General features: G+C 42.4%; 22 protein-coding genes. 4 read left to right on the top strand and 18 right to left on the bottom strand.

The features are described 5' to 3' along the window. Positions 1 to 48: 48 nt before the first annotated feature. Together J5A56_RS11145 and J5A56_RS11140 are read left to right on the top strand one after the other, a co-directional pair. The gene (locus J5A56_RS11145) at positions 49 to 480 is read left to right on the top strand and encodes a DUF1896 family protein (protein WP_036920188.1); all 432 of its coding nucleotides are present in this window, start codon (positions 49 to 51) and stop codon (positions 478 to 480) included. Continuing rightward, on the top strand, positions 467 to 5953 hold the full coding sequence (locus tag J5A56_RS11140) for an Eco57I restriction-modification methylase domain-containing protein (RefSeq protein WP_211815517.1): 5487 nt from the start codon (positions 467 to 469) through the stop codon (positions 5951 to 5953). Before J5A56_RS11145 ends, J5A56_RS11140 begins: the two co-directional genes overlap by 14 nt. 75 nt (positions 5954 to 6028) lie before the next feature. On the opposite strand, the gene J5A56_RS11135 is transcribed toward J5A56_RS11140, so the two are convergent. Then, entirely contained in the window at positions 6029 to 6349 is a 321-nt protein-coding gene (locus J5A56_RS11135) for a helix-turn-helix domain-containing protein (protein ID WP_021672582.1), read from the bottom strand. Beyond that, positions 6333 to 6686 carry a helix-turn-helix domain-containing protein gene (locus J5A56_RS11130; RefSeq protein WP_036920189.1) on the bottom strand — a complete coding sequence of 118 codons (354 nt, stop codon included), beginning with the start codon at positions 6684 to 6686 and terminating at the stop codon, positions 6333 to 6335. Before J5A56_RS11130 ends, J5A56_RS11135 begins: the two co-directional genes overlap by 17 nt. Before the next feature lie 221 nt (positions 6687 to 6907). On the opposite strand from J5A56_RS11130, the gene J5A56_RS13590 reads away from it, so the two are divergent. Together J5A56_RS13590 and J5A56_RS11120 are read left to right on the top strand one after the other, a co-directional pair. Further along, a complete protein-coding gene (locus tag J5A56_RS13590) occupies positions 6908 to 7186 on the top strand; it encodes a helix-turn-helix domain-containing protein (RefSeq protein ID WP_004585710.1) in 279 nt (92 codons plus the stop codon). A gap of 37 nt (positions 7187 to 7223) precedes the next feature. Then, positions 7224 to 7526 carry a helix-turn-helix domain-containing protein gene (locus tag J5A56_RS11120; RefSeq protein ID WP_004341615.1) on the top strand — a complete coding sequence of 101 codons (303 nt, stop codon included), beginning with the start codon at positions 7224 to 7226 and terminating at the stop codon, positions 7524 to 7526. A 48-nt stretch (positions 7527 to 7574) separates the two neighbouring features. On the opposite strand, the gene J5A56_RS11115 is transcribed toward J5A56_RS11120, so the two are convergent. The 16 genes from J5A56_RS11115 to J5A56_RS11045 form a co-directional block, all read right to left on the bottom strand. Next, positions 7575 to 7934, bottom strand: coding sequence for a hypothetical protein (locus tag J5A56_RS11115; protein ID WP_004341614.1), 360 nt, complete (start codon positions 7932 to 7934; stop codon positions 7575 to 7577). A 14-nt stretch (positions 7935 to 7948) separates the two neighbouring features. Next, positions 7949 to 9184 carry a site-specific integrase gene (locus tag J5A56_RS11110; RefSeq protein ID WP_211796008.1) on the bottom strand — a complete coding sequence of 412 codons (1236 nt, stop codon included), beginning with the start codon at positions 9182 to 9184 and terminating at the stop codon, positions 7949 to 7951. A 436-nt stretch (positions 9185 to 9620) separates the two neighbouring features. Further along, entirely contained in the window at positions 9621 to 10598 is a 978-nt protein-coding gene (cas1, locus tag J5A56_RS11105) for a CRISPR-associated endonuclease Cas1 (RefSeq protein WP_021672591.1), read from the bottom strand. Between the two features lie 60 nt (positions 10599 to 10658). Next, on the bottom strand, positions 10659 to 12104 hold the full coding sequence (locus J5A56_RS11100) for an ATP-dependent DNA helicase (protein ID WP_021672592.1): 1446 nt from the start codon (positions 12102 to 12104) through the stop codon (positions 10659 to 10661). A gap of 18 nt (positions 12105 to 12122) precedes the next feature. After that, positions 12123 to 12479: a hypothetical protein gene (locus J5A56_RS13585; RefSeq protein ID WP_021672593.1), complete on the bottom strand. Its 357-nt coding sequence runs from the start codon at positions 12477 to 12479 to the stop codon at positions 12123 to 12125. Then, a complete protein-coding gene (csx2, locus tag J5A56_RS11095) occupies positions 12460 to 13788 on the bottom strand; it encodes a TIGR02221 family CRISPR-associated protein (protein WP_021672594.1) in 1329 nt (442 codons plus the stop codon). The genes J5A56_RS13585 and csx2 overlap by 20 nt, the downstream gene beginning before the upstream one ends. An 11-nt stretch (positions 13789 to 13799) precedes the next feature. After that, positions 13800 to 14219 carry a DUF1887 family protein gene (locus tag J5A56_RS11090; protein ID WP_211815515.1) on the bottom strand — a complete coding sequence of 140 codons (420 nt, stop codon included), beginning with the start codon at positions 14217 to 14219 and terminating at the stop codon, positions 13800 to 13802. A gap of 134 nt (positions 14220 to 14353) precedes the next feature. Continuing rightward, entirely contained in the window at positions 14354 to 14524 is a 171-nt protein-coding gene (locus J5A56_RS11085; protein WP_211815514.1) for a hypothetical protein, read from the bottom strand. Further along, positions 14521 to 14919 carry a Card1-like endonuclease domain-containing protein gene (locus J5A56_RS11080; protein ID WP_211815513.1) on the bottom strand — a complete coding sequence of 133 codons (399 nt, stop codon included), beginning with the start codon at positions 14917 to 14919 and terminating at the stop codon, positions 14521 to 14523. The genes J5A56_RS11085 and J5A56_RS11080 overlap by 4 nt, the downstream gene beginning before the upstream one ends. A gap of 3 nt (positions 14920 to 14922) precedes the next feature. After that, on the bottom strand, positions 14923 to 16035 hold the full coding sequence (gene csm5 / locus J5A56_RS11075; RefSeq protein ID WP_021672596.1) for a type III-A CRISPR-associated RAMP protein Csm5: 1113 nt from the start codon (positions 16033 to 16035) through the stop codon (positions 14923 to 14925). Further along, the gene (gene csm4 / locus J5A56_RS11070; RefSeq protein WP_021672597.1) at positions 16028 to 17029 is read right to left on the bottom strand and encodes a type III-A CRISPR-associated RAMP protein Csm4; all 1002 of its coding nucleotides are present in this window, start codon (positions 17027 to 17029) and stop codon (positions 16028 to 16030) included. Before csm4 ends, csm5 begins: the two co-directional genes overlap by 8 nt. 2 nt (positions 17030 to 17031) lie before the next feature. Next, complete coding sequence (gene csm3 / locus J5A56_RS11065; RefSeq protein WP_021672598.1) at positions 17032 to 17751, bottom strand: type III-A CRISPR-associated RAMP protein Csm3; 720 nt, start codon at positions 17749 to 17751, stop codon at positions 17032 to 17034. Then, positions 17735 to 18199: a type III-A CRISPR-associated protein Csm2 gene (gene csm2, locus J5A56_RS11060; RefSeq protein WP_021672599.1), complete on the bottom strand. Its 465-nt coding sequence runs from the start codon at positions 18197 to 18199 to the stop codon at positions 17735 to 17737. The genes csm3 and csm2 overlap by 17 nt, the downstream gene beginning before the upstream one ends. A 12-nt stretch (positions 18200 to 18211) precedes the next feature. Then, entirely contained in the window at positions 18212 to 20704 is a 2493-nt protein-coding gene (cas10, locus tag J5A56_RS11055) for a type III-A CRISPR-associated protein Cas10/Csm1 (RefSeq protein WP_211815512.1), read from the bottom strand. Next, positions 20691 to 21386, bottom strand: coding sequence for a CRISPR-associated endonuclease Cas6 (locus J5A56_RS11050; protein ID WP_021672601.1), 696 nt, complete (start codon positions 21384 to 21386; stop codon positions 20691 to 20693). Before J5A56_RS11050 ends, cas10 begins: the two co-directional genes overlap by 14 nt. 318 nt (positions 21387 to 21704) lie before the next feature. Further along, positions 21705 to 23585 carry an IS1634 family transposase gene (locus J5A56_RS11045; RefSeq protein ID WP_211815511.1) on the bottom strand — a complete coding sequence of 627 codons (1881 nt, stop codon included), beginning with the start codon at positions 23583 to 23585 and terminating at the stop codon, positions 21705 to 21707. Between the last annotated feature and the right edge of the window lie 340 nt (positions 23586 to 23925).

Below are 23925 nucleotides of genomic sequence, written 5' to 3'. Positions count from 1 at the left end.
CGGGGACGTCGAGTGCCTTTGCATTATATACCCATTAAAATTACAGATATGACAGCCATTCGATTTTCCTATTACGAGCTATCCCTGCTCTCTTTTCTTCGGGAAAGCCATCCCGAAAAAGCCGATGACATTCCCTTCGTCAAAGAGCGTGCGGCAGCCGCTTCCGAAGCCTATGCCGAAGCCTTCGATACCGGTCTTCCCATAGCCGAATGTATCGGCATTGCCAATAAGACGCTCTATGCGGGTTTGCACTTTTCCCACCATGATACCATCTCCTCTGTTCTTTGGAACGAGTTCTCTGCTGAAGTGCCGCTTGAAGCTGTCAGGGAGACCGCCATCCGTCTGCGCCCGCTCTTGGAAGAGGTTTTTGCCAAGTATCCGATTTCGGACGAGTTCGCCTATATGCCCGAATACAACTCCCTCTATACGGAGATTACGGGTTTTGTCCAACTAAAACTCGAAGAGGATGGCAAGTTATAACAAGAAGGAGCATCTAAGGGCAAACATAGAAGCCATCAAGACCATCTTTGCCCTGCATCGGGAACAACGCACGGCGACACCCGAAGAACGCACGATATTGGCAGCCTATACGGGCTTCGGCGCATTGAAGTGTATCCTCTCTCCTGCCAACACGATGGAGGACATTGCCCGATGGAACAAGTCGGAGTTGGAGCTATTCCCCTTGGTGATGGAACTGCATCGCACCATTCGGGATAACACCACCTCCGAATCGCAATACAAGAGCTATATGCAGAGCCTGAAAAATTCCGTGATGACCGCTTTCTATACTCCTGCACCCGTAGTACGGGAGATTGCCGCTTCCTTACGGGAGGCAGGCATCGTCCCTCAACGCATCCTCGACCCTTCGGCGGGAATGGGCGAGTTCATCCGCTCTTTTGACGGCATTGCAGCCGAAGGACATACGACTTTCGGTTTTGAAAAAGATATTCTCACAGGACAGATGCTCTCCGCCCTGTATCCCGAAGACAAGATACGCATCCGAGGCTTCGAGGAAATCGAATCCAAGCTCAACGGTTCTTTCGATGTGGTCAGCAGTAACATCCCTTTCGGAGATGTGGCCGTCTTCGACCCTGTTTTCAGCAAGACGGCAGAACCTGCCCGAAAGGTCGCACGCACATCCCTGCACAATTACTTTTTCGTCAAGGGCGTTGATATGCTCCGTGAGGGTGGCGTGTTGGCGTTCATCACCTCGCAAGGCGTCATGAATGCCCCGACGAATGAACCGGTACGGGAGTGGCTGATGAACCATACCCGCCTTATTTCGGCAGTTCGCCTTCCTAATAATCTCTTCTCGGAAAATGCAGGGACGGAAGTGGGCAGTGACCTTATCGTCCTGCAAAAGCAGAGCAATAAGAAAAGTCTTACCGAAGAGGAAAAGCGTTTCATCAAGAGCGAGAAACGCCCCAGCGGAGTACTGTTCAACACCTATCTGCGAAGCATGTCGCAAATCGTACATACCGAATGGAAGCAGGACACCGACCCTTACGGCAAGCCCGCCATCCTGTTCCATCACGAGGGTGGAGCGGAAGGCATCGCCACCGATATGGGAAAAATCCTGCTGGCGGATTTAGCCAAACGCTTGGATATGGCGTTGTACCAAAGGCATATCTCCATTCAGGAGCAGCCCAAAGTTGCCGCTTCTCCCAAAGTCAAGCAGGAAGAGCCAACGCTTACACCAGCCGCTTCGACAGAGGAACAACCGCACCAAAAGGTGGTGCAGCCGAGAGAGGAACAGCCTGTGGAGCAAGCCCGAAGCAGTGTCACACCACAGGTACAACTGCTCGACCTTTTCGGCAATGTTATCCCGGAAGAAAAGCCCAAACGTAAAGCTGCCACAAAACAGAAGCCTGTCGCTTCACCTCCCCCATTTTCCGAGGTTTCACAAAGCGATGAGACGGCACACGGACTGGAAGACACGAACGAGCTGTGGTGGCAACAGGACAAGGAGAAAGGGATGCAGCAGCGTTCCTATGAGGGAGTATGGCACGAACATCTCAAAGAGGGGTCTTTGCTGGCTTCGGACTTTCAGGTCGGAATGCTTGTCCGTGATATGGAGGACAACCGCATGTTCCAGCCCATAGACCTCCCGTCCCAAGAACGACAGAAAATGTTGCTCTACATAGACCTGCGGGATGCCTACCACGCCCTCTATGATTATGAAGCGGAACGCAAGGTGGCGAATGAATCCCTACGACAGAACCTCAATGAACTGTACGACCGTTTCGTGCGGCAGTACGGACATTTGAACGACCGCAAGAACCACGAGCAGATCCTGATGGATGCCGGTGGCAGGGAAATCCTCTTCTTGGAACGGAAGGTGGATAAAGAAACGCTCAAAGCCGATATTTTCCATCAGCCCGTTTCCTTCAGCCTGCACGAAGTGACAGAGGTGGGCAATGCCCAAGAGGCGCTCTCGGCTTCACTCAATAAATTCGGAGCGGTGGACACCGAGTATATGCTCTCTTTGCTTCCCGAAAGTTCCGAAGAGGAGATGCTCTCCGAATTGCACGGCAGGATTTACTACAATCCCTTGGAGGGAGAGTATGAAATTGCCGAGAAATTCATATCGGGCAATGTGGTCGCCGCATCGGAGCGTATCGAACAATACCTTTTGGAGCATCCGGAAGACACAAGGGCGCAAGCCTCCTTGCAGGCGCTGAAAGATGCCATCCCCGAACCGATACCTTTCGTGGACTTGGATTTCAACTTCGGGGAGCGATGGATTCCCGTAAATCTCTACTCAGACTATGCCTCGCACCTCTTCGACACGGAAGTGACGGTACGCTACAATTCAAGTGCGGACGAATACTCCGTGGAGGCACGGATGCACAATGCCAATATCTGGGACAGGTTCTGTGTACGGGGGCAACATCGTCGCTACGACGGCATTGCCCTGATGAAGCACGCCTTGCTGAATACAACGCCCGACATCACCAAGAAAATCATGGTCGGCGACAAGGAGGTCAAGGTTCGGGATACCGAAGCCATACAGATGGCAAACGCTAAAATCGACGAGATCCGAAACGGCTTCACCGATTGGCTGAACGAGCAGAGCGATGAGTTCAAGGAGCGATTGGAAAAACTCTACAACAATACCTTTAACTGTTTTGTGCGTCCTCAGTATGATGGTTCCCATCAGACATTCCCTGACCTCAATCTGAAAGGCTTGGGCATCGAGAGTTTGTACGGCAGCCAAAAAGATGCCGTTTGGATGCTCAAACTCAACGGGGGAGGTATCTGCGATCATCAGGTGGGAGCAGGAAAGACGCTTATCATGTGTACCGCAGCTTATGAGATGAAGCGGCTCGGCTTGGCAAACAAGCCGATGATACTCGCTCTCAAAGCCAACGTGCAGGAGATAGCACAGACCTTCCAAACGGCTTACCCGAATGCGAAACTGCTCTATCCGGGCAAGAACGACTTCACGCCCGACAAGCGACAACGGATTTTCCACGACATCAAGAACAACAACTGGGACTGCATTGTCCTCACGCACGACCAGTTCGGCATGATACCGCAGTCGGACGAGATACAGCAGAAAATCCTTCAGGGCGAGCTGGACAGCGTGGAAGAGAACTTGGAGGTTTTGCGTCAGCAGGGACGCAGCATCTCCCGTGCGATGGAGAAAGGGCTTGTCAAGCGGCAGATGAATTTACAGGCGAAGCTGGATGAAATCAAGTTCAAGATAGAGAACCGCAAGGACGATATAGTGGATTTCAAGACAATGGGTATAGACCACCTTTTCGTGGACGAGTCGCATACGTTCAAAAATCTGATGTTCAACACCCGCCACGACCGTGTGGCAGGGTTGGGTAACAGCGAGGGCAGCCAAAGAGCCTTGAATATGCTCTTTGCCATACGAACCATTCAGGAAAGGACGGGGAAAGACTTGGGAGCAACCTTCCTTTCGGGGACGACCATATCGAACTCACTTACGGAGTTGTACCTGCTGTTCAAGTATTTGCGTCCCCAAGCCCTCGAAGCACAGAACATCAAGACCTTTGACGCGTGGGCTGCCATCTTCGCCAAGAAGTCGGTGGACTATGAGTTCTCCGTCACCAACGAAATCGTGCAGAAAGAGCGTTTCCGCTATTTTATCAAAGTGCCGGAGTTGGCAGCGTTCTACGCTCAAATCACTGATTACCGGACAGCGCAGGACATCGGCATCGACCGACCGGAGAAACGGGAGATTATGCACAACATACCGCCCACACCCGAACAGGAGGAGTTTATCGCCAAGTTGGTGGAGTTTGCCAAGACAGGTAATGCGGAATTGCTCGGCCGCGCACCGCTCTCCGAACGGGAGGAGAAAGCCAAGATGCTCATTGCCACAGATATGGCGAGGAAGATGAGCTTGGATTTGAGGCTCATCGACCCGAACAGGTACGGAGATCATGTGGACAACAAGGCTTCCCACTGTGCCGCCAAGATTGCGGAGTACTACCGCAAGTTCAATGAGCAGAAAGGAACGCAGTTTGTGTTCAGTGACCTCGGCACATACAAGCCGGGCGAGTGGAATCCCTACAGCGAAATCAAACGCAAATTGGTGGAAGACCACGGCATTCCCGCTCAGGAGATACGCTTCATTCAGGAAGCCAAGACCGACAAGGCTCGAAAGACGCTCATTGCAGGGATGAATGAAGGCTCAATCCGTGTATTGTTCGGTTCCACTTCTATGCTCGGCACGGGCGTGAATGCCCAGAAGCGTGCCGTTGCCATCCATCATTTGGACACACCGTGGCGTCCTTCCGACTTGGAGCAGAGGGACGGAAGAGCCGTGCGTAAGGGGAACGAGGTCGCCAAATTTCATGCGGACAATAAGGTGGATGTCATCATCTACGCCGTGGAGAAGTCGCTTGACAGCTATAAATTCAACTTGTTGCACAACAAGCAACTCTTCATCGAACAGCTTAAAAACAACCGTATGGGTAGCCGTACCATTGATGAGGGAAGTATGGACGAGAAGTCGGGAATGAACTTTTCCGAATATGTCGCCATCCTCTCGGGCAATACCGACTTGCTGGAAAAGGCAAAATTGGAAAAGAAGATTGCCGGCTTGGACAGCGAACGGCAGGCGTTCATACGCAGTAAATCATCCTCCCGAAGCCGATTGGACGAAGTTATGAGAACGGTGGACGGAAACAAGGAATTGATAGCCCGTTTCCAAAGCGACTGGGACTTGTACCAAAGTCGTGTACAGAAGGATAAGGAGGGCAATATCCTCAACCCGATAACACTCAAAGGGGTGGAAGGAAGCGACCCGAAACGCATTGCCGCCAAGCTTGCGGAAATCAACGAGAAAGCCTGCACACGGGGAGAGTATTTCAATATCGGAACACTCTACGGATTTAATCTTGTGGTCAAGACGGAGTCCTCCTCCAAAGACCTTTTCGACCTTTCGCAGAACAAGTTCTTCGTTATGGGAGAAAGCGGAATGAAGTACAGTTACAACAATGGTAGGATTGCGGCAGACCCGCAACTCGCCAGTATGAATTTCCTGAACGCCTTGGAGAAGATACCCGGCTTGATTGAGAAGTTTAAGGCGGACACGGAAAAGATAGCCAAGGATATTCCTGTTTTGCAAGAGGTCGTGAACGGATCTTGGAAGAAGGAAGAGCAGCTCAAAGACCTCAAAACGGAACTTGCTGCCCTTGACCGAAAAATACAGCTCTCTCTAAAGCCCATTGAGCAGTCGGAGAGTACGCAAGAGGAAGTGGAAATGATGCAGGATGGCGAAAGAGCGAGGGAAGAAATGGAACGGTCACGTCCGATTGAGCCAACTGTCGCCGCCTCCTCCGTCAGCACCTCCGTGGCTCAAACCGACAGACCGTTGGAAAGCAATGGGCAGAGTAGCTCTGCTACACAGCCCGCAATGGACGGACTACCGCCGTCTCTGACAGAAAAGGTGTTTATCGTCAGACCGAAAATGTAATCTGTAATTCAAGCAGCAGCCCCCGACTTGTCATTACGACAAAACGGGAGCTTTGCTGTTGCGATCAATCCAAAATTACGTGTCTTTGGGCACTCTCTTCCTCTTGCGTTTGAGGTTCTCCGTAAAGTGGGTTTGCATAAAGGCAAGGATTTCCGATTCCAAATACCACGTCTTGTGGTAAACGATGTGGAAAGGAAGTGTACCCGATGCCCGATAACGTTGCAAGGTGCGCTTGCTGATTTGGAGCATCAGACAGACCTCTTGGTTATCCAGCAGCGGTTCTCCATCTATCATCGGACGTTGGGGGATGTCGGGAGCCGTCTGTTTCAACTCATCAAAACGCTTCATGATGCGTTCCATCCATTCAAGGAAGGTCTCTCTATCTAATAGTTCCATTCTTTACCCTCCTGCTTTTAAGTTCGAAGTTATGCCGTAGCTCTTTCAGGTTCTGAGGATTGCAGTACAGGCTCTTGTTGCGTATCGCCTTCTCGATGTCATGCAGGTCGTAGTAGCAACGCCCATAAATCATCTTGTAGCTGATTCTGTCCGTACTGCGCATACGCTGAAGGGTACGCTTGCTGATACCGAGGATCTCGGCTAACTCATCGTTGGTAACAAGGCGGTTTTCGTACTCTATCTTTGCCTTTTCCTCTTTCTCTACATAACGGAGGATTTTCTCTATCTTGCCCATCAGTTCGTGGTAGGCTTTACTTTCGATTGTTATGACATCCATGACGCTTTGAATTTGATTATGCTGCAAAGTTCGGGAGTTAAAATCGTCCGGATTGTATGCTAAATATGTACTGAATAGAGATTTTTCTGTATGATTCCAAAAGCCATACGACAAAAGTATCCATATCGAAGCCACAAGTACGCAGTAAGGGAAAAGCTGCTTTTGAATACTTACTCCGTAAGTACATTTGCACAAAGTGTAATCTTAAAACGAACAGAAATATGGAAGTAATAACAATCGAGAAGAAAACGTATGAAGCCATGATGGAGTGTTTCCGCATTTTGACCGCCAAAGTCGATGCCCTGTGTCGGGAGTGTGACGAAAAGCGTATGGGCAGGTGGCTGGACAATCAGGATGTCTGCCAAATCCTGAACATCAGTTTGCGTACCCTGCAAACTTACCGCAGCAACCGGATGCTGCCCTATACGCAAATAGGGTATAAGATGTTCTACAAGCCGGAGGATGTCGGGAAATTGCTCGAACAATCCTCCGCTTTATGACCAATGAATAGTATCACCACTAAATCCGATGTAAAATATGGACAACGATGTAAAGACCAAGAACAACGAAGAGATTGCGCACTTTCTCAACGCGAGCGACCGCATGATAAAGGGAATAGATGTCCTGCGGAAAAAGAACAGACCTCTGCTTAACGGGCATCGCTATCTGACGGACGATGAGCTGTCCCGCTTGTTGCATATCAACCGGCGCACGTTGCAGGATTATCGCAACATGGGAAGAATCTCCTTTATCAAGTTAGGCGGAAAGGTACTCTACCGGGAAGAAGATGTGGAAAAGCTGTTGCAGGAGAATTACCGTCCTCGGTTTGAGAAGCCTTGACAAGAAACAGGCAGTAAGAAAAGAGCTTCTTACTGCCTGTTCTCATATTTAACTATACCATCCATCTTTGTTGTAACATACAAGTAGCGGAGTGGTAGATTTCTTTTGGGTAAGTTTCCTGATAGCCCATTTGCGGAAGAGTTGGGCGTGAGGAGAGGCAAAACGAAATGACAGCATCATTATCATCTCAATGTTGTATAAATCCACCGCACCGCCCTTGAACAATAGGGTTTGCATCGCCTCATCTTCTCTGAGCAAGCCCTCTTTGAAGACAGATTTGATGTGACTGTTTACCTTACCGGAGAATACTCCGAACAAGGAGGCTATTTCGCAAGCCGACATCCAAACGGGAGCTGTCGGGATATGTACCTTTCCATTCTCTCCAATGGTTATGATTTCTCTTTTCATCGTTCGTCCTCCTTTTATATAGTGATACCATTGAACTGCTCTATCTTACTCAGTTTGTCGGAAAGTGCCGCCATGTCCCGACTTTCCTTTTCGTGGGTGATTTTGGCGTAAATCTGCGTGGTGCGGATGTTCGTATGTCCGAGCATCTTGGAAAGGGTTTCGATGGGAACGCCGTTGGTCAGACAGATTTCCGTCGCCATAGTATGGCGGCTGGTATGCCACGTAATCTCTTTTCCGATACCGCAGAGTCCGATGATTTTCTTGATGTTCTTGCAGGCGGTAATATACTGCGGAACGGGCAGGAGGTAATCCTCCTTCGCCGTGCCATCGTACTTCTCGATAATCTGCTTCGGAATATCCAAAAGCATGATATTGGACTCCACACCCGTCTTTTGTCGCTTGGTCATAATCCAGAGTTTCCCGTCAAAGGAAGTCTGAAGGTTGTCCTTGGTCAGGTTCTTCATATCGGTAAAGGACAAGCCTGTAAAGCAACAGAAAACATACAAATCCCGAGCAAGTTCCATTGATTTACGCCTGAATTTCAAATCCAACAGCCTGCGGATTTCATCCTTGGTCAGATAGTCCCTGTCGGTACTCTCGGCGGATATGCTGTAATCCACGAACGGGTCACGAACTATCCATCCGTGGTTCTGGGCAATGGTAATCATACGACGCAAAGGCATCATATAAATCCATACTGTATTGTGGGAACATTGCTTTTCGGTACGCAGGAAGATGTCGAAATCAGTAATGAAAGCCGGAGTGAGTTCTTTCAGTGCAATGTCGCTGACACGGTAGCGGGTCTTGATGAACTCCTCCAAATGTTTATAGACCGTGCAATACTTGTGGTAGGTGGATGGGCTTCGCAAGCCCGCATCTACCTGTTTGAAAAAGTCCTCATTGTGCTGGGCAAAGACTTTCAGCAAGGTTTCATGCCGCATTTCCAAGCCCAAGAAAGCATTCTTCACTTTCTCGGCAGTGACATAGTTATCCCGCTCGGCTATCTCCTTGTATTTGGCATTGATGCCGACACGTATCTTGTCCAAGAAACGGTTGGTTTCCAACGCAACGGCACTTTTTCCCGAAGCTCTATTGCTCTTGATGTCCCACAAATCAGGATGGATATCGCATTTGCAACTGAACTGGGCAATGGTGCCGTCAATGGTGATACGACACATCACGGGAACGGAACCGTTCTTCTTGGGAGCGTTCTTTTTGAGGTAGAACAGAACCTTAAACGTACTACGCATAACTCTGACTTTTTACGGTTTACAAAACTATTCATTGTCAGGTTATTTGTTGCTATGCAAAACATTGTCGTTCAATGGTAAAGAAACAATCCGCAATTTATTTGCCTGTTTCTTTTCATCGACGTACCTTTGCAGGAGGTAATCCCCGAAGTTCAGGTCGGATTTTGTGCTGTTCGTTACCGCTTTTCCCAATCCTCACTTGCAAAGGAGGTGGTAATGTTTTGGTAACGTTGCTCTGTCCGAAATTGGTATAACCCCGTCTTTTCGAGGTTTTGCTCCGAAAGGCTTAAAAATCAGAACCGACTGACTCACAAATCATTCACGCTATTTCGCCTTTTCTTGAACCTTGGGGATAGATTTTTGGGTAAAAATGTAATGAAAGTATAAGGTATATGCTGGGCTAAGTTGAAATATTTATTTTCATAGCTTTTGCTTTTTATAGTTCTTCCTTAAACTTTTGAGCAAGTGATTGAACATAAAGCGAGAGCATTGTAAGGCGAGATCTCGTTACTCCTTTTTGGGTTATTACTTCGTCCATATAGTCATTGAGTGATTGTATGAGTACACGTCGTCCTAATGCCTCAAGCCAGTAAGAGCCGTCTTCGCGGACAGAATAGAATTCTTCCGTAATCACGTTTTGTGCAAGAAGTGTATAAACCACATAATCAACCCATATACGATACATCTCAATGATATCATAGACAAGTACAGGACGATTGTAATCATCACGGTGTAGTATACCGATATACGGGTCAACTCCTGCTTTTATAAGTGCCCCTTCAATACGTCCGTAGAGAATACCATATCCATAGTTGAGGAAGGCATTTGTAATATCAAGGGCAGGATGTTGTGAACGGACACTGAATCGATACTGTTCAGGAAGGAAGGTATTTATCGTGCTAAAATATATACGTGAAGCCTGCCCCTCCCATCCTCGTAACATAGGTGCTATGTCGTTAACAATCTCGCCATCAAGTTTGCGAATTTTAGTACGATAATCTTCCAACCGTGCAATGTTCTTTTCTGTCTTTACTTCGGGATGGTTTCCATTGTTAAAAAGTAACATTAAAGCCTGTTGGTTTTCTATCTTCTTGAGGAGTACTTCCTTTATCCATTCTACTGCATTGTGAGAATAAGTAAAGTTCAACTGTCCTTTCCGGATGGTAGAGATGCTACCATATCTTGGACTCCATATACGTCCGATAGGTTTTCCTGTCTTGTCCATGAACATGACTTCTATCTCTTTTTCTATGGCAAGCATAACGGCATCACTTGTTATCTGTGCACCACGGCTGATTTGTATGCTGTCTATACCTACGGCTGGTATGCGTTGTTTACCATCACGGGTGTTGATAACAAAGCCTTCATTGTCACGATTGAGTGAAACACCAAATGTGTTGAGTATTAGTTCCATAAGTTTGCAGTATTATAGTACTTGTTTTATTTCTAATTTGATAATTGTAGTTGTGTCTTTTTAACCGATAAAAAAGTCATCTGCTACGTGAAGCCGGTTGCTGGCACGCGTCATAGCTGTATAGAGCCACTGATAGGCAGAACGCTTCGGAGAGTGGCTGAGGTGTCGAGGAATGTCGAGATACACGTCCTTCCACTCTCCACCCTGTGCCTTGTGGCAAGTAAGGGCATAACCATAGACAGCACGGAGAGCATTGAGGTATGGGTCGTTAAACATAGCTGTCTTGAAGGCATCAGTCTTGGGTTTGATATGCTGCTTCTTCATTCGTCGGTAGAAGTCGATGAAGAGTGCTTTTTGAGCTTCTTGTGTAAGATTGGTCATATTACCATATAGAATGTCTTCTATGAGAAGGAGAGAGAAAGTTTGCTTGCTAACTATTTCTTCCACTTCAACTTGCAGAAAGGTGAGTCCTGCACGTCTTATGCGCCGCTCTGTGGAGATAACCTTTACGAGGTCACCATTCATGAGCCTTGTCGTATTGTTGTTCTGTGTGATAAGTAGTAGTTCGCCTACTTCAAGTGATAAACTGTGGAAGCCGAGTGCAGGGCGTATAATACTTGTCAGTGTATTGCAAGCAGCATTGCTTCCGCAGAGTAGGGTAGCATCTTCAAAACCGTTCTGCTTTACGTTGTTAATATACGCATTGAGTATCGACAGTTTGTTAGGATGTATCTCGATGTCTTTGTAACCACGGAAAGGGAACTTTCCCCATTTCACGTGAGGTGGATTCTGGTAGAGTGCGCGCATACGTGCAGCAGCGACGACAATGTCATTACCATCCTGCTGGCGTACAATCTCATTGAGCGTAGCACGTTCAACATTCATTCTGTGAACATCCTCCAGATATTCCTTGTCAAGCGCAGGAGAGAACTCTTGTGCAATAGGTGGTAGCTGACAAGCATCACCTACAAAGATAAAACAACCTTTGTAATCGTAGTTGATGAGATCATGTAGTAATCTTCCTGTTCCAAATATAGCCTGTGTAGGGTTTTTATCGGGAAAGTCAGAAATCATAGATGCCTCGTCAATGATATAGATTTTGCGGTCATAATCAGAATTCTTTGCTGAGACTGATGTAAATTGCAATAGTAACTGTCCTGTATCGTCAACACCTTTTGAGTCGTCAATCCGGTTGACGACCTTTTCGATATCCTGATTGAAATCATCAAAGGTATAAATGCAACTATGAACTGTTTTTGCTTCACATTCTGTCTTGTTGCTGAGGATCTTTGCTGCTCTGCCTGTTGAGGCAAGTAGTTGGAATTCTTTGTTCTGCTCATTTATCCATTCAATGAGTGTCTTCATCAGCGTAGTCTTTCCTGTTCCAGCATATCCAGTAAGGATGAACGTGATGGCACTACTCCCATTGACAAAGTTTTTCAGCTTATTGAAAGCCTGTTGCTGGGAAGGTGTCAGAACTATCTGCTTGTCATTCTTTTCAGTCATTTTCTTTGATAGCAATGATTAATACTCTCTGAACTGGACAAAGGAGAAACGTACAAGTTTCTGATGGTCTTCTGTCTCCTCAACAATGCGCTCCGTTGTAGATGCAAGACAACGTATTCCCGCTTTCTTCAGTAGTCTGACGGCATAGTAGCAGAAAGTAAGTTCGCCCATAATGTGCACCGTTAGGTTTTCTGTAGGGTAGGTCTCCAGTATCATCGTTACACAGGCTGCAGCCTCTTTCTGTACAGCAGCCTTGCTAAGTTCCGGGTCAATGTTCGGAAAGGCAATTTCCTGCAGTTCGCCATATTCCCTCGCAGCCGATAGCTGCGAGGATGACCAAGAGGCGAAAGGGTGGTTAGAGAGGTTGATGAACATAATCACCAAATATTATATTATGAACTTTATTAATGCTTTCTTCAATTTTATGTGCGAGCTTGTCTGCAGTCATCGGGTTAGGTCGGAATCCTGCATGGTTGAAATCGTTACGTACACCTGAAGCTGTGCTAAAGCTCCTGGATAGTTTTTCTATGTCAGGATCTTTAATAAGTTCTCTCACCTTGTCTTTAGCCTCGTTACCTTTACCATAGTTCGGGAGTTCCCATTTCTCATCATTCTGCTGTAGTTTTTCATATACAATGTAGAAAGCCTTATTGACCAAAGCACGTGCATCTTTGTCAGTTACCGATAGTTTATTTTTATTACAGATATAGGTTACAATCGTTTCTTGCAGAATTGTTATTGACTGTTGATACATGTGGTTGTCGTAGCACCATTGTGCAGCATGCAGTCCATTAAGGATATTAGAGTCTGGGATAAACTTCGTAAATGACAGCTCTATCCTTTTCACCACAGGAACTAAAGGTGCAATGATGTCTTCAGATAACTGATCGATAGATTCTTTCAGACGGCAGATGTCCTTATCCTCTGTAATATTTAATCCACGACACATTTGAAGATTATTGGTAATATTGTTCAGTGTTTCTGAGAATTTCCTGAGTGCCTGCGCCTGTTGGTCTTTTCCCCTTGTGTCGCGGAGGATTGGTTTAAATACCTGTTGAGTGAGTTGCGTCAGCTGTTCGCTTCGTCCATTGTGCAGGAAATTGGCTGCAGCAAAGGTCCAGTCTTGAAGAACAGTCAGCGGTAGCAAATCTACGATAGGAGACCCCTCTTCGTTGCGTGCTTCATAGTTGCCGTATGAAATGTGTGCTATGCGTATGTTTTTTAGGAACTTGGCATAATTGCCAAGAACAAGAATGAGCATCGGTAGATAGCGAAAGCTGTGAGTAAGGTCGAAGTAAAGTTCATCCCCATCCTGTATCTGTTCAAATGTAGTCTGGAATATCTTCCACATTTCGTCCTCGTTTTTCCCATCACAGATTGATACAGGGGTAATCTGAGGGCGCAAATCCATTCTTTGGAGCAAGGTGTTCAGTCCCTCGTAGGCTATTTCCTCCTTCGTATGTGGATGTTTGCGTGATGATACCTCCCAGTTTAATTCTTTCGCTTTGTCTGTGAGCAGGATGCAAATCCTGTCTTCTTCCGTCCAAGTCTCTTTACATCCAATCAACTCAAGCGTTGCCTGTTGGATGAATCTTGTTTCACTTGACCTGATGTCTCCCTGTGTATACACACTTTTTTCGTATAGACCCGTTCCGAGAACGGATATGAATAGTTTTCGTGCCATTATTTTTATTACTATTTGGTATTTATATAGAAAAGTTCTTGGTCAAGTAGTTGGAATAATGATACTTGTGCTGACTGTCGATCTTCAAAGTCTTTCATACTAAATGAGAGAATATGATTGTCTGAACATTTTTCTATAGCTTCTGGTTTCATCTTTGCATCTGTAATGAAGAGTGCCTTAGATCCCAATCCACCATAGTTTTTCACAGCTGTGTTGAATTTATCAATATCTGTGTTGTCATATATTTGGGTCTTGCACTCTATCATAAGAAGTTTATAACCTGTATTGACAATTATGTCTATCTCATTTTTGGGATACTTATTATTATATGGATAAATGGTGTTTAACCAAATCTCTTTGGCATATTTCCATTTGCTAATCATCTGTGCAACCTCATATTCAAACCAGCCCGAGTTGAAAACAATCTGCATAATGTGTGGGGACTCAAATGTGTTTTCTTTAAATCCATATTTACCACTCAGTGATAGAGTTATGTAATTTTCTTTTTTGTCCCATTCTATGTATGAACCATTGGAGGTTTGAAGTGTTCCTTTACTTTGATTGTTTATTTTTTTTGTCCATCTTTTCCTGGTGTTGTTAATCTATTGAATTCATTAAAGTTATATTGCCTTATAGCTTTTATTTCTTGTAAGGTGTCAAGGTCATCTTCTGTATAATCATCTAATAAGAAATGTGATTTTGCAATTTGACCATTGTACTGCATTAATTCTTTCATACTGAGACCCTTACTTGACCATTTTTTTGTTGGGTATAGTTGTAGCATATACTATTTTGATCAATATATAGTAGAGTTACATTCTTCATTCCTTGTGTTTGTAAGGCAAATGAAAGAACCCATGGTTTGGTACCACCAGATAGGTTGATGGTTATCTCATCACCAGTAAGGTTGTGTAACAGTTTGTCAACAGAAACTTTGATAGTTTCATAATCAACTGGTGTAAATTCTTGAAGATAGCATTTTTCAGAACAGAGGTTCTCTATAAGTTTTGCCTCAGATTCACTTTTTCCAGAATGTACAAGTATGATTTCGTCTGGAAAACTTTCTTTTATGCCGAGAATAACAGGCATAGTTTGACCTCCGACAAGCGCTATATGTACCTTTTTTTTCATTGCTTAATCCTCTAATAATGTCATACGTATGAAACCTAAAGGTTTACAGGAACTATCAAGCCTTCTTGATTTAGGAAAGCTGTAATTACTATATCTTTGATTTTGAGGACGTGCTACAGGAACAATACTTTCGTTGAATTTTTCAAATGTTTCAGCCCATGCTCCAGTAATGAATCGCCATCCTGATCCTGCTCCTAAACGTAGGATACAGGAGGTCTTACTTGGGTCTTTGCATTTTTGTATCTGTTCCATAATGATTTCCAGGTTTTTAATGTATTTATCTACGTTTTCAGCATTTGGATTATTAATATGGTCTTGCCAATATTTTATTTCATGAGCTAATAAGCTCTTTGTATGTTGATTGATAGTAGAGAACATTTTATTGAGTGATGACATACATTCTGGTAGCTCTTGGACATATTTTTTTGCGTATCCATAAGCTTTTAAATCAAGTCTTATTTCGCAGACAGATGAATCTTTGGGCATCAATGTTTCAACCAACTGGCTTTTAGATGTATCCCAGTAGCTGTTTGTTTCCCGTTCATTAATACTAAATAATCTTACAATATTTTCATAATTATTACCGAAAACGGCATCTCCAATTTTGAGAAAACGGTATATATCTTTGTTCGGATTTTCTCCTAACAAGTGCTGCTCTATAGCTTTTGCATTAATCCTTGTAGGATTAACAAGATTTTCCACTTCATTTTTTTTATTGATAATATTGGATAGGACAGCTGTGCGTATTGCACCTTTGATAGAACTCCCTGGGATGTAGGGATCTCCTAAACCGTTATGAATAAAAGTTTGGAGGGTGTCATTTTCTTTAAGAGTTTCATACGTATGATCAATTCTGAAGCAATAATCATCAGTAATTGCTTTTGGAGCATAGGTCTTCATAAAGTCAATGATAGATTTTTTTCTTTCAATAGTTGCTATCCAAGCGTCTAATGCTTTTGTATCATTTTTTATCAGAGACATTATTTTTCGAGGAGATATAATACCTACATAATTATCACCCCCTTCTTGGAAATCTATGAAATCACTTCCATATTGCAGAATTTCACCAGAACCAATATGAACTCTGCTCACGATATCTATTTTGACTTTACTCATAGTTTAATATTTTAATAGGTACACTAAGAGGTAATCCGCTTCTGTAGACAGGATGCATTTCGTTACTGTTCCATGTGGGCTGTAAATCTACGACTTTTCCTTGTAATTGCTCTTTTGTAATGAAGTAAGAACCGACATTGAACATATATATGTTTTTTTTGTGAATATGCCGAATTTTTTCATTACAGCTACCAGCCATAAAACCACCTCGAGGTAAAATGCTATACAGGGAGTTCTTGAGGTTGAGTTTTGGAAGCTCTTCTTCTGTTGGGATATAGAGTGAGAGAAGCAATTGTCCGTTACTATTTTCTTTTGTTTCCCCTAATTCTAATGTCCCTCCATATTCAACATTGAATTTGCCGCCACCAATATTTCGGTCTGTTCCTATTCCCTGTTCACCGAGTATGGTGAAGAGCTCATATAATTCTTTGAGTAATTCTTTTTTAGCATCAGTAAGAACATAGAGTCCAGCTTTATTGTGATAAAAATCCCACTCGAAGAAGAAGGGTTCTGCATCTTTCCCTTTTTCCCGTGATACGCTAACTCGCTCATTTACTTGTGAACGTGAGATAATAGGAAATGATCTGTTATTCATTGAACCAGAGAGCAGGTTCTTGTGTATTTGATTTTGATCTACATAAATTACTTCTCCTTTAATTAGTTGACTCCAAAGACTACTTTCTATATATTGGACTCCTTTAAGAATTTTACGTGTTAGGCTTTCTTCTTTTTCTCTGATTCTAACCTGTAGGCGGCCTTGCGGTTTTGGTAGAAAAAGATGGTTTTCCCAAAAGGGGAAGGCTGAGCTGATAGAAAAAGAATTTATAAACTCTTTAATTTCTTTAGGGCCTTTAATTTGTACCCGCATAGCTGCCAATGCTGCAGAGAGAGTATCTGAATGTAGCGTGTGCGCAGAACAATCTGTAGTCTCTCTACCCATTCCTATATGAATGGGAGAGAGGTTAGTTAGCTTTATGATTGAGAATGTCTTCATACTCAATAAGTCTTTTCGTCTTCTTTCATTATTTTTATTTCAACTTGGCCGTATCCACGTGAACCGTTTCCTCCAAGGTAATCGTCGTGTAGAAGGGTAATTCCTTGCTTTAGAGTGCTTTTTAAACTATTTTCATCTTCTCCTTCAAAGATATTTAGAATCATTTCTAGCTTGAAAAATGCACCTGCTGGTACTCTTTCAAAAGTTCGTGGGTTAGCCTTTGCTGTAATGCGATCTATATTTACTTCTGTTTTACTTTCGGTAAACGGTAAATCAGTACTGCTAAAGTCTAGTATGTCAGAACGTTTAAGTCCAAATATTTTTAGTTCATTTTCGTCATCAGTTTGTGTTGCCATAACTGCATCTCTTACAATTAGGCGTGATGCATGATTTGACTCACTATCTCCTGCAGTACCAAACAATGCACCAGCTTTGCTTTGTGGATTGTTTGAAGGTTTACCCTCATTAGACTCTCCATTTGCTAATTCAACTAAACATCGTAGCTTCCCTTTAAGAGAACTTCCTGGTATATAAGGAATATTGGTTAAAGGGTTACGAACTACAAATTTATCTGGTCCACCAATGTTGAGTGCTGCATTTGTTCCACCAATGTGTAAACCGGTCTTTAATATAATAGTACCAGTATAGACAACTTTCTTTTTTAATCTTGTTGTAGTCATAGATAGTTCTTTATAATGTAATAATTTAATCTTTTCCTCCATACGCTTTATGGTATGCAAGGATAGCTTCTATAAGATTGCAGAAATTATTATAGGTTTTTTGATCTTTGACAAGAAGATATACTCTCTCAAAGATGAGTTTGAATAGTTTTAATCCTTTGTTTTTTTCATCTCTTCCAAAAGCATAGGCTACTTTCGGACGGAGTAAAAAGAAAGAAGCTTTTTCTATCTCAAATTTACCCATTTGTATTCTTTTTATTTCTCCATAAATACTGCGGATTTTAGAATTAGTAAGTCCATTCCTTGCCATATATTTCCCAAGGATTTCAGCAAAATCTGGAAGTCTCTCGTTGGCTCCTTCCGTAATCCAACTTTCATCGAAATCTGCTTTTGTCAGAATTTCCTCTGGAGTTTCAGACCCAATCTTGTTTGTATTCCAACTGTTTCTTCTCTTGTCGGGATACCTGTTCTCATTGTAAGGTGTTACCATAATTGTTCTCTTTTAATTTATTTGTTTGTTGTTTGTTCGTAGTTCTAATTCTGCCCATCTGCACGCTAATGCCCACAGTTCTAAAGGGTGATAGGAAGAGTTTATAGTTTTGTTATTTAGACAAAAGCTATTACCACAGATCTCTTTTATGTATCGATTAATTAATTCTTTCGCTTGTACGTTTTTTGTACGGTTCTTCATCCTGCCCATATCGTACGCAATCATCCAATAGGTTTTGAAGTTTGTAATTTTGTGTGAATTCATCTCTGCATTAGTTCTATGTCTGAGAACTTTTGATATAAAGGAACTCTTAATGGCATCATCAATGTGCAGTTCTTTTATCTCATTTTTAAGTGCTTCAACGGCAGGAAACTCTTCATCCCAATTCAATGCTGTGTTGAGTAGAGAAAAGGAATTCTTTTCTAATTGCTTGCATCGGTGTTTTTTAGCCCTATCTTCCTCAATAGCACTTTCTTCTGCACCTTTCATTATTGGAAATTTAGGTGATAACAAGGCGACGCCACCAGATATTGATAAATTAGGATTGTTGCAAGTGTATTTACGAAAATCTTCTCTTATTCGTTTTGCAATCTCAACAGTTTTTTCCCAACTACCAACAATGAAAAGGTCGTCACCACCACTATATATGATGATTGATTTACTTGGATCTGTTTCTCTCCATATTTCATTTAGATAACCTGAGAAGAAATAATCGAACGAACGGCTTAATGTTGCATAACGTGATAGAGATGTATATTGGGGATTTATACCAGCTTGGAATATACGTCCAAGGTTATCGACATCCATTCTTAGAACTCCTAATCGTCTAAAAGCATTATCTGTATCTAATTTATGACATAGTTCCTCAAAAGTTGGTATTCGTGTGAAGCCTAATTCGTTTCCACCATAATAGAATAAACCATAGACGGTATTAGAATTCTCGATTATTTTTATAAGACTATTACTATCTTGGCTTGTATTTGCTTGTAAAATAGTTAGCGGTTCTTTTTCAAAACATATTTTATCTTTTACTTTTATTAATTCTTCTTGTTTTAGAAGGTAGTAATGGAAGCCTAATTGAGCAGGCTCTACAGAATGTTTGTCTGCTAAATAAGGTATTTCTGATTCGCTGATGATAATTAAATCAAAGTTACGGAGCTTATGGCCTAAAACTATTTGTTCTTTTGTAATATAACGGAGTGGTGAAAGTTCTCCCTCGCTGTAGCTTTGTTCGTTGGCAGGAATTTCTTCTCCAGAGATACAATCAAATTTATTGAGACCTGATTGTGGGCTAAAGAATATTTTATAATCCTCTTCCATCATTGCTGCATATCTTTGATTTTTTCGTTGATCTTTTTTTATAAACAGATTCCCCCATAGTTTACCTATATCTTCTCCGTTTCTATGTAGTAAAGCATCATCAGAAACTGTAATGCTATCAATTGCAACATATAGTGATGTCCCATGTGTTGTGAATATTCTTTGTTCAATTTCTTTGATAGCTGTTTTAAGCTTCTGTTTGATACCAGTTGTATTAGGTGCTAGAAGATAAAATCCTCCACCACTATTATATATGATATTTGCTTGAAAGAGGTTTAGTTGTTTCAATAGATAACGCACAACTGCGTCTGATAACAAACGAATATAAAAAGATCGGCCTTTAAGGTTTTTACCAGCATATTTTGATACTATCTGATAGATATATGATTGAATTCCACTGAGGTCGGCACCAATGAGGAGGAAACGATCTTTTGGTTTTTCTCCTGAGCACATAAGATCGTAAAGGCAGATGGCTAGCGCTGTTGTTGTTTTGATATGATCATAGAGTGAAATATCTGGAGAGTGTGTTATATTGGATGGAATGCAAGAGGTGTATTTGTATAGTAATGTCAAGAGGGTGTCTGAAAAAGTTTGGTAAGTACCGTGAGTGAGGGAGTCAAATTCACTTTTAAATTCCTTCCAGAGATTGCTATAGTTAGGAACTTCAATAATTTTCTTTTGAGGAAAATTATCAATAGAAGGAATCTGCTTCTGTACAGGAAGTTGATGCCATTCTTTATTCGTTAACAATTCATCTTGATTACCAATTGTTTCTAATATGGGAATTAATCTTTCGTTCTTACAAGATTTCCAGTTGCTTTCGCTCTCTGTAGAAAGCTCTTCAGTATAATCTTCTTTACCAGAAGATAATAATAATGCTTCTTTGATGATTTGTTCTATTTTACTAATCTGACTTTTGACTAAGGTCTTCAGATTGTCTTTGTTACTTGACTCGTTTTGAGTATTATTAAGCAGCTTATTAAAGACTCGCTGGTTTTCCTTAATAAATAGTTTTGTCCATAAGGTATATTTGGCTTCTTGTTTTAGGTAGAAGAGAGCTTCAAGTTCACCTATATGTATCGGACTAGAAGTTATAGTAATATTCTCGGTGTCTGCTTTTTGGTAAAACTTTCCGATTTCGTGTAGTATAGCTGCTAGGTAGATATGTTTTCTAATGTTGTCCATATTTATTTTTTACGTTATTTTTCTTAGTTATTATACCAAATCCCACACTTGTATGTTTGCCTATACCTATAAAGTCGGGCAAAGACAGATTACTTTTAAACTGTATGTCCATACATTGTAAAGGAACTCGTTTATATCTAACACCTCGTATGTTTTCGATAGCTGTTATGGAAACATAAATTGTTGATGTAATGTTTATTTCAAGCCCCTTAGCGAGGGATAATATATTGCCGATGAGGATTTTTTCGAGTATTTTTATATGTTCTATGAGACTCGTTGTTTCAGTATAAACTTTGTAGTTTGTTTCGTTTAGGGGTAGCCAATCCCGTATGCGGTAATCAAAACTACAATCCCAGCACTGTATTTCGGTCTGTAGGGCTTGTAAATTCTGTATGGGAAAAGCCCTTGTTTTGTCCCTAATCCTTAATTTATGGTCTTTATTTATAGAGAAAAATTGCCCTATAGTATCCACTCCCTTACCAATACAGGTGATAGCAGCTTTCCCACCAATACGCTTATATTGTATCAGAGGGTAAGAGTACCGTAGGGATGTTCTATCGTGATTATGGAATAGGATATTGCTTGATGGAATTGCTGCAATAATGGCTCCGCGAAATAGTGGGATTTCTGATCGCCGTAAGGGGGTATCAAACTGTATGGTCAGTGTCTTTATTTTGGTCATTGTTTTGGCTTTATATTTTAGGTTATGGGTGGCTTGTCACTCAATCAGACATTGTTCATTAAGGAATATACACTCCTTATAATATCGGTGTATCATGTTTAGGACAATGAATGCAAAGATAATGAAATATATTTAATTTGTTTGATAATTCCGAAAAATCTTTTAATTAATGGTTGTTTTTATAAATTTCACTTCATGCAGGTTATTAAAACCTATTTTGGGTAATAATACTATGAATTGAGCAGTGAAACTATTTATCCCAAGTTTAACCCCCACTTTCGCCTATTTCTTGCAGTGACCGTACTTTCCTCGTTTTTCTTATGGGTTCTGTGTCCTACAAATTTTATTCTTTTTGTATGGTGAGTGTTTTAAGTTCAACTTATCGTATATCTGTTTTGCTTGCTTCGAAGGACTACTACATTGGCGCATCTCGATGTTCTCTCCTAATGGATTCTTCCCTTTTGTTGTGACGAGCTTCTGGGTGCTCATACGTCGTACAATCTCGGTCCAGTAACAGGATTCTCCTTCTCGTTTTAATTGACAACGGATGGTGTTTACCACCCAATAGGCTAATAAACCGAAGAAGAGGTGTGCGTCGCTTCTCTCATCTTTCTGATGATAGATAGGACGGAGGTTGAGATCATTCTTTAGTTGCCTGTTCGTGCATTCTATCTCACGAATGAGATTGTAGTATTCCCATGTCACGCGCTCATCAAGTGTCCTGACATTGCTGCGGAGGAAGTATATTCCGTGACCAGATTCCATTGCGGAGAGGTCTTTTATCTCCCAGTCTATGCGCAGCATCTGCTTGGGTTTCTTCTCATCTTTTATGTAGCTTATCTGATAGAACTTCGCTATAGATGGGTACTTCTGTATGGCACGTCCTGTACGTTCAACAACCTTTTCATAGGTTTTCGTTCCACCTTTCTTAGAGATTCCATCGTTTATTCTCTGCAGTTCCATCTCAAAACGCTCTCTCCAGACCCTGTTCATGGACGACTCTGTCATAGCTTTCGAAGGAGATGTTATTTCGAGATAATAATCCTTGTCATCCTCTGTCTTAACCTCTTTCAGCGTTATCTTCTGCCGACGGGCATCCATTACCGTAACACTCCTGTTATCATCACTGAGCGTATAGTCCTTCATTTTCGTACGAGATACGCAGAGATAATTGTAACCTTTTCTTTTAATCAGCTCCAAGTTCTCTTCCGTGGCAACACCTGCATCCATGACAACGAGCGTATCCTTTGTCCGTGATGGATTCTTCTTTGCCAGCGTGTCAATCATATCGGGCAGAGACTTGGGGTCTGCTGTATTACCCTCCAAGATAGAAGAATAACGTATAAAACCTTCTTTATTGATACATAGTGCAAGTACAAGTAGCTTACAGTCAGAGCGTTTTTCTTTTGACCGACCGAACTTAGCCTTGTCGCTGTTACGCTTACTGCCCTCGAAATAGAAGTTGGTTAAGTCGAAGAGCATCAACTTGTTGTCTATATTAAAGAGATCGTCAGTAACGTTGCACAGATGACGCTCTAACTGTTCCTTTAGTTCATATAATTTGTCAGTGACTTTATACAGAGAATTGATTCCTGGTGTCCAGCCAGGAACTCCACTATAAAGTTCACCAGCAGCTGAGTTATCGCGCAAATAATAATAAGACGAACGTTCAGAAACTGCATATACTGTGCGAACAATCAATGCTGACAAAGCCGTGCGGATCGTATTCTCCGTCCAGCCGTTTCTGCGCAGGAAACCCTCTAATTGCAGTTTGTCTATCGTCTGCTTGCAGAGCCACTCAGCACCGACATTCCTTGCGTCAGTATATTTTGCCGTCTCAAGGTCAACGTAGTTCTCATATTTTCTCAGCGACTTCTGCTCTTCCTTGTTAAACCTATCGATTCCACCTTCTTGCTCCATACGGCTCCACCATTCGTCAGCCTTTGCCTGTTCAATAGGAGTAAGTCCGTCAAGATGTTCCTTGAAAAGCGAGGGTGTACTTCTGTTTTTGAAGCGTTCGGTAAGTGCGTATGCAATTTTTCGAACCTGTACGGCAGTAAGTGAAGGTTCAAACCCGATGTTCAACAGAATTAGCGAATGTACATGACCCTGCACGTCACGATATGACTCCTTAATGCGATAATAAGGAGCCATGTCGCCTGTTGCAGGGTTGAATCGTGTCTGTACATTTGCGTGCATGAGTGCAAAGTAACAAAATAATTTTGATATGACGGTGTCCTACAATTCGGATTTTACTCCTCGTTACAATACCCTATGCTTGATTATCAATCATTTATAAAATTGATACTACACAAAACATCCCGAATATTTATGAAAAATATTTTTGCCAGTTAAACTTGGGTTATGGTTCTTACGTTAAACGTGTGGATGTTTTTCGTATAGTTTTTAACGGAGTAACAGAAGTTAGACTACTAGTGATGCAATAATTTTAAATTAAACTTTATATATCCCTTTATTAATAGTAACTATTCAGCGATAATAAACGTTGAATATCAAGAACTTATAAACTTAACATTGT

The organism is Prevotella melaninogenica (assembly GCF_018128065.1).
Classification (GTDB): domain Bacteria; phylum Bacteroidota; class Bacteroidia; order Bacteroidales; family Bacteroidaceae; genus Prevotella.
The sequence above is the reverse complement of the archived record's forward strand: the minus strand, read 5'-3'. Positions and strand labels throughout refer to the sequence as shown.